The sequence below is a fragment of the Streptomyces sp. NPDC054813 genome (assembly GCF_053611365.1).
Map to the genome: position 1 here is coordinate 30,437 of NZ_JBSHAF010000031.1, position 7,649 is coordinate 38,085.

The window sequence follows — 7,649 nt, forward strand, 5'->3', positions numbered from 1 at the left end:
CGCCGCCCGTCGCGGGGGCGGGGGGGGGCGCGCGCGGGGCCGGCGGGGGTGGCGGGGCCCCCCCCCCGTTGGGGCCCCCCCCCCCCCCCCGGGGGCCCCCCCCCCCCCGGTTCGACTGCAGCCTGCCCGAACGCCTGCGCGAACTGACCCTGCTGATGGCCGCCCGCAACTGGGACGCCCAGTACTCCTGGAACGCCCATGTCCACCAGGCGATCGAGGCCGGCATCCCGGAGACCGCCGTCAAGGCCATCGCCGAGAATCGCCCGGCGGTCTTCGACGACGAGGCCGACCAGGCCTTCTACCAGTTCTGCCGGGAGGTCCTGGTGGAGCACTTCGTCACCGACGAGACCTTCGCCCGCGCGCTGGCCCACTTCGGCCCCAAGGGGCTGGTCGACACCATCGGAGCGCTCGGCAACTTCACCATGCTCGGCATGTGCCTCAACGCCTTCCAGGTGGACCTCCAGGCCGACAGGGAGCCGCCGTTCCCCGACGTCCGCGGCTACGGCCGGATCATCCCGGACGGAGCCTGATCCGGGGCCTGATCCAGGGCCTGACCATGAGAAACGCGGCCGATCTTTTAAGCGAAGAACCGTTGACAGGATTGCCGACATTCGATTTGTGTGGGTGACCAGCGCGAGCGAGCCGCACGCGCGTTCGGAGGAAAAATGGATCGCTTGCTCCTCATGCACAGCTTCGTCACCGTCGCCCAGGTCGGCAGTTTCAGCGGAGCGGCCAAGAAACTCGGCTCCTCCGGCTCCCTGGTCTCCCGGCACGTGGCGGAACTGGAGCGGCAGATCGGTGTCCGCCTGGTCAACCGCACCGCCCGCTCCGTGAGCCTGACCGAGCCGGGCCAGCGGTACGCCGAGTTCGCCGCGCGCATCCTCGACGAGATCGAGGCCGAGGACGCCGGCATCGCCCAGCTCCACGACCGGCCCGAGGGCACCCTCAGCGTCATCTGTCCCAAGTGGATAGGCAGTCTCGACCTCGGGGACGCCATCGCCGCGTTCTCGGCCGCCCATCCGAAGATCCAGGTGCGGTTCGAACTCGGCGGGATGTCCGACCGCACCTACGACTTCCTGGACAGCGGATTCGACGTCGCCTTCCACACCCGGGACCTGAGGGACTCCAGCGTCCGGCTGAAGAAGATCGCCTCGCTGCCGTTCGTGCTGTGCGCCTCCGCGGAGTACGTCGAGCGGTGCGGCACGCTCGCCCACCCGAACGACCTCGCCGCCCACGACTGCCTGGTCCACCTCAACGACCCGGTCTGGCGGATCGGCCACGGGCACGCCAGCACCCTGCACAAGATCCGCAACATCGCGTTCTCGTCCAACTCCTACATCGCCCTGCAGAAGGCGGCGGTGCACGGCCGCGGCATCGCCCTGCTGCCCCAGCGCCCGGCCTACGACGACCTGGTCTCCGGCGCCCTCCAGGTGCTGCTGCCCGACCTCGCCGTACCCGACCGTCCGCTGTACGCGATCTACGGTCCCGGGCAGGACACCCCGCGCAAGATCAGCGTGTTCCTGGAATTCCTCGCCGAGTGGTTCTCGCAGAACCCGATTCCCACGATCCGGTCGTAGCCGGGGCCGCAAGAAACGCTTGCGCATTCCGTAGAGCTCAGGCCATTGAGGCCCTCGCAGGCCGATATCTACGCTCGCGAGGCGACCTGGAAACGAGGAATCCATGGGAATCCAGAGAATCGAATCGGTCACATACGGCATCGACGACCTCGACACCTGCGTGCGGTTCTTCGACGACTTCGGGCTCTTCCCGGTGGAACGGACCGACGAGCACGCCGTGTTCGAGACGCGCACCGGACAGACCCTGCATCTCGACACCCTGCCCGGACCGCTGCTGGCGGCCCCGGTCGAGGACGGCCCCACCCTGCGCGAGGTCGTCTGGGGCGTCGACACGCCCGCCGAACTGGAGCAGTTGGTGGCGGCTGCGGGCCGGGACCGCGAGATCCGGGAGAGCGCCGACGGCGTCCACCACACCGTCGACGAGACCGGCTTCGGCGTCGGCCTGACCCTGGGCCGCCCCCGGTCGGCGCCCGTCACGCCCCGCGCCGCCAACACGCTCGGCACCGTCAACCGCTGGAACACCGCCCTGGAGCCGATCACCCGGGTCCGCCCGCTGCGCATGTGCCATGTCGCCCTGAACATCCCGAAGCAGGGCCGCGAGCAGGCCGTCGGCTTCTACGTCGACCGGCTCGGCTTCCGCCCGACCGACGTGGTCGAACCCATGGGCGTCTTCATGCAGGCCCCCGGCGACGACGACCAGCACACCATGCTGCTGTGCCACCGGCCCGACAAGGCGGGGATCAACCACATCGCCTACGAGGTGCCCGGCTTCGACGACGTGATCGAAGGCGGCAACCACATGATCGAGCACGGCTGGCGGGAGGCCCGCAGACTAGGCCGGCACACCATCGGCTCCAACGTCTTCCGCTTCCTGCACGCCCCCTGCGGCGGCCGCGTCGAGTACGCCGCCGACATGGACCGGGCCGACGGGAACTACGGCACCCGGGTCCACGAGACGACCCCGCCGCACCACATCTGGGCCCTGCGCACCAACCGCGACCAGGAAGCCCCCACCGCGTCCTGACCCTGAGAGGGCACCCCTTCATGATCACCGACCACGGCTATCCCGCCGTCCGCATGTACATAGCGGGCGAGTGGTGCCAGGGCGGCACCGGACTCACCGCCCCCGTCGTCAACCCCGCCACCGAGCGGCCGATCGGCGAGGTCCCCCTCGCGACCACCGCCGACCTCGACCGGGCGCTCGAGGCCGCCGCCGAGGGCTTCAGGGTGTGGCGCGCGACCTCCGTGGCCAGGCGCTCCGCGATCCTCGACCGGGCCGCCGACCTCATCGCCGAACGCGCCGCCGAGATCGGCCGGGTGATGACCCTGGAGCAGGGCAAGACCCTCGCCGAGTCCACCGGCGAGGCCAGGCGCACCGCCGACACCCTGCGCTGGCACACCGAGGACGCCCGCCGTGCCTACGGCCGTGTCATCCCCTCCGCGCCCGGCACGGTCCTCACCGTCCGCCGCGAACCGATCGGCCCCGTTGCCGCCTTCGTCCCCTGGAACTTCCCGGTCGGCGGCCCCAATCGCAAGATCTCCTCGGCGCTGTCGGCAGGCTGCTCGCTCATCATCAAGGCCTCCGAGGAGACCCCGGCGACGGCCGCCGCGCTGGTGGAGTGCTACGCGGACGCGGGCCTGCCGGCCGGGGTGCTCAACCTCGTCTTCGGTGAGCCCACCGAGGTCTCCGCGTACCTCATCGCCTCCCCGGTCACCCGGATGATCGCCTTCACCGGTTCGGTGCCCGTCGGCAAGCTCCTGGCAGCCGAGACCGGCAAGGTCATGAAGCCCACCCTGATGGAACTCGGCGGCCACGCCCCGGTGATCGTCTGTGCCGACGCCGACCCCGGTCAGGCCGCCCGGCGCGCCGCCCAGGCCAAGTTCTTCAACGCGGGCCAGGTGTGCACCTCGCCCAGCCGCTTCCTGGTCCACGAGTCCCTGGTCGAGGACTTCACCGCCGAGTTCGTGAAGGCCGCCGAGTCGGTCGTCGTCGGCGACGGCCTGGCCCAGGGCACCACCATGGGCCCGCTCGCCAACGAGCGCCGGCTGCGGTCGGTCGAGCGGCTGACCGCGGACGCGGTGCGCAAGGGGGCGAAGGTGCTCACCGGCGGCGAACGCCCGGACCGCCCCGGGTACTTCTTCGCGCCGACCGTGCTCACCGACGTGACCCCGGACGCGGAGCTGATGTCCGAGGAGCCGTTCGGGCCCGTCGCGCCGATCGTGCCCTTCGGCGACCTGGACGACGCCCTGGCCGTCGCCAACTCCCTGCCGTACGGTCTGGCCGCCTACGGCTTCACCAGGTCGGCCGCGACCGCCGAGAAGCTGTCGGACGGGTTCGAGGCCGGCATCCTCTCCCTCAACCACTGCGGCGGTTCGGTGCACGAGGCACCCTCCGGCGGGGTCAAGGACAGCGGGTACGGCCGGGAGGGCGGGCCGGAGGCGCTGGACGCCTACCTGGTCACCAAGCGCGTCTCCCACCTGCTGACGCCATGAGGTACGCACGCGTGTCCGTCGACGGCCGGGCGGTGTGGGGCCGGGTGGCGAAGACGGACGTCGAACTCCTCTCCGGCTCACCATTGGCGGCCGACCCCGATGTCCTCGGCACGGTCCCGGTCGCCGAGGCCGTCTGGCTGCCGCCCGTCGTACCCGGCGTGTTCTACGCCGTCGGCTACAACTACCCACGGCACATCGAGCACGCCGGCGCCTCGACACCCGACCGGCCCGAGGTCGGCTACCGCGCCAACAACGCCCTCACCGGCCACCGTTCGCCGATCGTCAAGCCGGCCGGGGTGACCGGGCGGTTCGAGGCCGAGCCGGAACTGGTCGCCGTCATCGGCCGTACGGTCCGGTACGCGACCTACGACGACGCCCGGGAGTCGGTCTTCGGCTGGAGCATCGGCAACGACGTCAGCGCCCGCACCTGGCAGCACCAGGACCGCACCTTCTGGCGCAGCAAGAACAGCGACACGTTCAAGCCCATGGGGCCATGGATCGAGACCGACGTCGACGCCCTCGCCCAGACCACCACACTGCGCGTCAACGGCGAGGTCCGCGCCGCGTTCCCGACCGGGGACATGGTCTTCGACCCCTTCGACCACATCGTCGAGATCACCCGGCACCTCACCCTGCACCCCGGGGACGTGCTGTGGATGGGCGCCGAGTCCACCTGCCAGATCGAGCCCGGCGACACCGTGGACGTCGAGATCAGCGGCATCGGCGTGCTGTCCAACCCCGTACACCTGGAAGGGAACCACTCATGAGCGCGGAACCCCGTTACATCCACCACGTCAACTTCCCCACCACCGATCCCGACCGGACCGCCGCCTGGTACACCAAGGTCTTCGGGATGAAGCGCATCATGCCCAAGTCCAACACACGGGTCGTCCTCATGACCCGGGGCACCTTCGACCTGCACTTCACCCCTGTTGAGGAGATGGAGCGCATGGCGCCCTACCACTTCGCCGTCGAGGTCGACGACTGGGACGACTTCCTCGCCCACCTCAAGGAGCTGGGCATCCGGCACACCCGGCCGATCGAACGCCCCGAGAACCAGTCCAAGTTCTGCTACATCCACGACCCCGACCACACCATGATCGAGCTGGTCCACCACGGCCGCCGTCCCAACTAGACGCGCAAATACGGGAGTTCAGCCCATGCCCCTCGCCGACTCCGACGGCACCTCCATCTACTACGAGCGCCACGGCAGCGGCCCGGCGATCCTGTTCGTGCACGGCAGCGGCGGTCACCACGCCGCCTGGTGGCAGCAGGTGGCCGCACTGCGCGAGGAGTTCACGGTCGTCACCGTGGACCTGCGCGGCTTCGGCAAGTCCGACTCCGCCATGGCCGAGTTCGACGGCCAGGACTTCCCCGCAGACGTGGTCGCCGTCCTCGACCAGGAGGACCTCACCGACGCCATGCTGGTCGGCCAGTCCATCGGGTCCGTCGCCGCGCTGCGCGCCGGTCTGCTGCGCCCCGAGCGGGTCTCCTCGGTCGTCCTCGGCCACTCCCTCGGCGGTATCAGCCACCCCGAGCTGAAGGAACTGGCCGCCGCCGACCGGGCCGAGGCCGTGAAGCTGCCGGTGATCGACCGGCTGCTCACCAAGACGTTCCAGCGGGAGCGGGCCGATCTCACCTTCCTGTTCCAGCAGATGGGCACGTTCAACGTCGCCAGGATGCAGGACCTGCGCAACCTCGACACCGACGGCCCCTCCCTGGAGGAGATCCAGGGCTCCGGCGTCAGGGTCGCCTTCCTCGCGGGCGAGAAGGACGCCGTCCTGAGCGTCAAGACCGTCACCCGCGCCCACGAACTGCTGCCCGGCTCGCACCTGGAGATCGTCCCGGACGCCCCGCACTCCATGTACTGGGAGACACCCCAGCCGTACAACGCGGCCGTCGCCCGGCTCCGCCGCACCCTCACCGCATCGAAGGAAACAGCATGAGCAGCCTCACCCTGGCCGCCGCCGAGGAGATCATCGACGCCGCCCACCGGCGCGCCCGGGAGATCGGCAAGGCGGTGAGCGTCGCCGTCGTGGACGCCGGCGGCTTCCCGGTCGCCATCCGCCGCCCCGACGGGGCCCGCCCGCTCACCCCCGACATCGCCCGCGCCAAGGCCTACACCGCCGCCGTCATGCAGCGACCCGGCCCCATGCTGAAGAAGTGGCAGGAGAGCCAGCCCGTCTTCTTCTCCCAGCTCTCCCAGCTCCCCGGCGCCGCCCTGCCGATCATGGCCGCCGAGGGCAGCGTCACCATCAAGAAGGACGGCGAGATCATCGGCGGCCTCGGCATCGCCGGCGGCACCGCGGACGAGGACCAGCGGATCGCCGAGGAGGTCCTGAAGGACCTCGGCTACGAGCTGGAGTTCGCCGCGTGGGGCGTCACCGGCGGAAAGGACTGACACCATGGCGGACACGTTCAACTACCGCATCGACCACCACGGCAGCCTGGTCCGGCCGGCAGGCCTGTCGACCGACGACCCGGAGGCGGTGGCCGCGGCGGTCCGGGAGGCGGTCGCCTACCAGCGCAGGCTGCGCTCCACCGTCGTCACCGACGGCGACTTCCCCCGCGAGGACTTCCGCAGCGCGGTCCTCGACGGCGTGTCGGGCCTCCGCCGCACCGACGAGGCGGGGCCGGACGGCCTGGTGCGCTGGGTCGCCGAATCGCTGCCCAAGGCAGACGGCCCGCTGCTCGCCGACTCGGCCGTCCGGCTCGCCGAGCTGACGGTGATCGCCCCGAAAGCCTCGCTGCCCTCCCCGGCGTATCTCGCGGCCACCACCTACCGGCCGGGGCTCGGCGTCTCCTCGGCGCGTGACCTGGGCGAGGCCTTCGCGGAGATCGTCCGGGCGGAGATCGGGCTGCTGGTGTCGCAGGGCGTCCGCCTGATCCAGCTCGACAACCCGCTCCTCCTCGACCAGTTGAGCACCGACCCGGGAGACCCCGGCGCACTCTCCTTCGAGGACGCGCTCGCCGTCGACGCGCTCGCGGTACGCCTGGACGAGCGCCCCGAGGGCGTACGGATCGGCGTGGCGCCCGGCTGGGCGGCCCCGGCCGAGGTGGACCGGGCCCGCGCCGAGCGGCTGTACGCCGAAATCGGCGCCGACCGCTGGATCCTCCCGCTCGACCAGGGCACGCCGGCCGAGCTCGAACTAGTGAAGGCACTGCCGGACGACCGCGACTTCTGCCTGGGCGTGGTCGACGCGACGGCGCCGGAGCTGGAGGACATCGACACCGTGATGTCCCGTATAGACGCGGTCGGTGAGTTCAAGGACCTGGAGGACGGCGCCGTATCCCCGTCACGGGGCTTCGCGGACGTGGCGTCGAGGCCCCTCCTGACAGCGGAGGAGCAGCGCCGCAAGCTCGTATTGGTCGAGACCATCGCCCGGTACTGCTGGGGCAACGAGTTCTAAGCGCCCCGCTCCGCTGGAAGTGCCACGATCTGCCGTCTGCCGACTGCGGCGCCGTCGTGGCCGGTCGCGGGGGGGGGCCCCGGCCCCAGCGGGGGGGGCGGGCGGCGCCGCCCCGCCCCCGGGGCGGGGCGGGGCGGGGAGGACCCAACCCGCACCCCCCCCCCCCCCA

The 7,649-nt window shown here is 71.1% G+C and carries 9 protein-coding genes; all 9 read left to right on the forward strand.

From position 1 onward, the window contains the following. Nucleotides 1–155: 155 nt before the first annotated feature. The 9 genes from ACWGJB_RS42390 to ACWGJB_RS42430 all read left to right on the forward strand — a co-directional run bounded on the left by ACWGJB_RS42390 (nt 156) and on the right by ACWGJB_RS42430 (nt 7,480). Nucleotides 156–530 (forward strand): carboxymuconolactone decarboxylase family protein, encoded by a 375-nt coding sequence (locus tag ACWGJB_RS42390; protein WP_453385356.1) that lies wholly within the window; start codon nt 156–158, stop codon nt 528–530. A 135-nt stretch (nt 531–665) separates the two neighbouring features. After that, a complete protein-coding gene (locus tag ACWGJB_RS42395) occupies nt 666–1,577 on the forward strand; it encodes a LysR family transcriptional regulator (RefSeq protein WP_453385357.1) in 912 nt (303 codons plus the stop codon). 103 nt (nt 1,578–1,680) lie between these two features. Continuing rightward, complete coding sequence (locus ACWGJB_RS42400) at nt 1,681–2,601, forward strand: VOC family protein (protein WP_453385358.1); 921 nt, start codon at nt 1,681–1,683, stop codon at nt 2,599–2,601. Between the two features lie 20 nt (nt 2,602–2,621). Next, nucleotides 2,622–4,070, forward strand: a complete 1,449-nt coding sequence (locus ACWGJB_RS42405; RefSeq protein WP_453385359.1) for an NAD-dependent succinate-semialdehyde dehydrogenase — start codon at nt 2,622–2,624, stop codon at nt 4,068–4,070. Further along, nucleotides 4,067–4,837 (forward strand): fumarylacetoacetate hydrolase family protein, encoded by a 771-nt coding sequence (locus tag ACWGJB_RS42410; protein ID WP_453385360.1) that lies wholly within the window; start codon nt 4,067–4,069, stop codon nt 4,835–4,837. Before ACWGJB_RS42405 ends, ACWGJB_RS42410 begins: the two co-directional genes overlap by 4 nt. Then, nucleotides 4,834–5,205, forward strand: coding sequence for a VOC family protein (locus ACWGJB_RS42415; RefSeq protein ID WP_453385361.1), 372 nt, complete (start codon nt 4,834–4,836; stop codon nt 5,203–5,205). The genes ACWGJB_RS42410 and ACWGJB_RS42415 overlap by 4 nt, the downstream gene beginning before the upstream one ends. 25 nt (nt 5,206–5,230) lie before the next feature. Further along, nucleotides 5,231–6,016, forward strand: coding sequence for an alpha/beta fold hydrolase (locus ACWGJB_RS42420; protein WP_453385362.1), 786 nt, complete (start codon nt 5,231–5,233; stop codon nt 6,014–6,016). Continuing rightward, nucleotides 6,013–6,471, forward strand: coding sequence for a GlcG/HbpS family heme-binding protein (locus tag ACWGJB_RS42425; protein WP_382542150.1), 459 nt, complete (start codon nt 6,013–6,015; stop codon nt 6,469–6,471). Before ACWGJB_RS42420 ends, ACWGJB_RS42425 begins: the two co-directional genes overlap by 4 nt. A gap of 4 nt (nt 6,472–6,475) precedes the next feature. Beyond that, nucleotides 6,476–7,480: a methionine synthase II (cobalamin-independent)-like protein gene (locus ACWGJB_RS42430; RefSeq protein WP_453385363.1), complete on the forward strand. Its 1,005-nt coding sequence runs from the start codon at nt 6,476–6,478 to the stop codon at nt 7,478–7,480. The last annotated feature ends 169 nt before the right edge of the window (nt 7,481–7,649 follow it).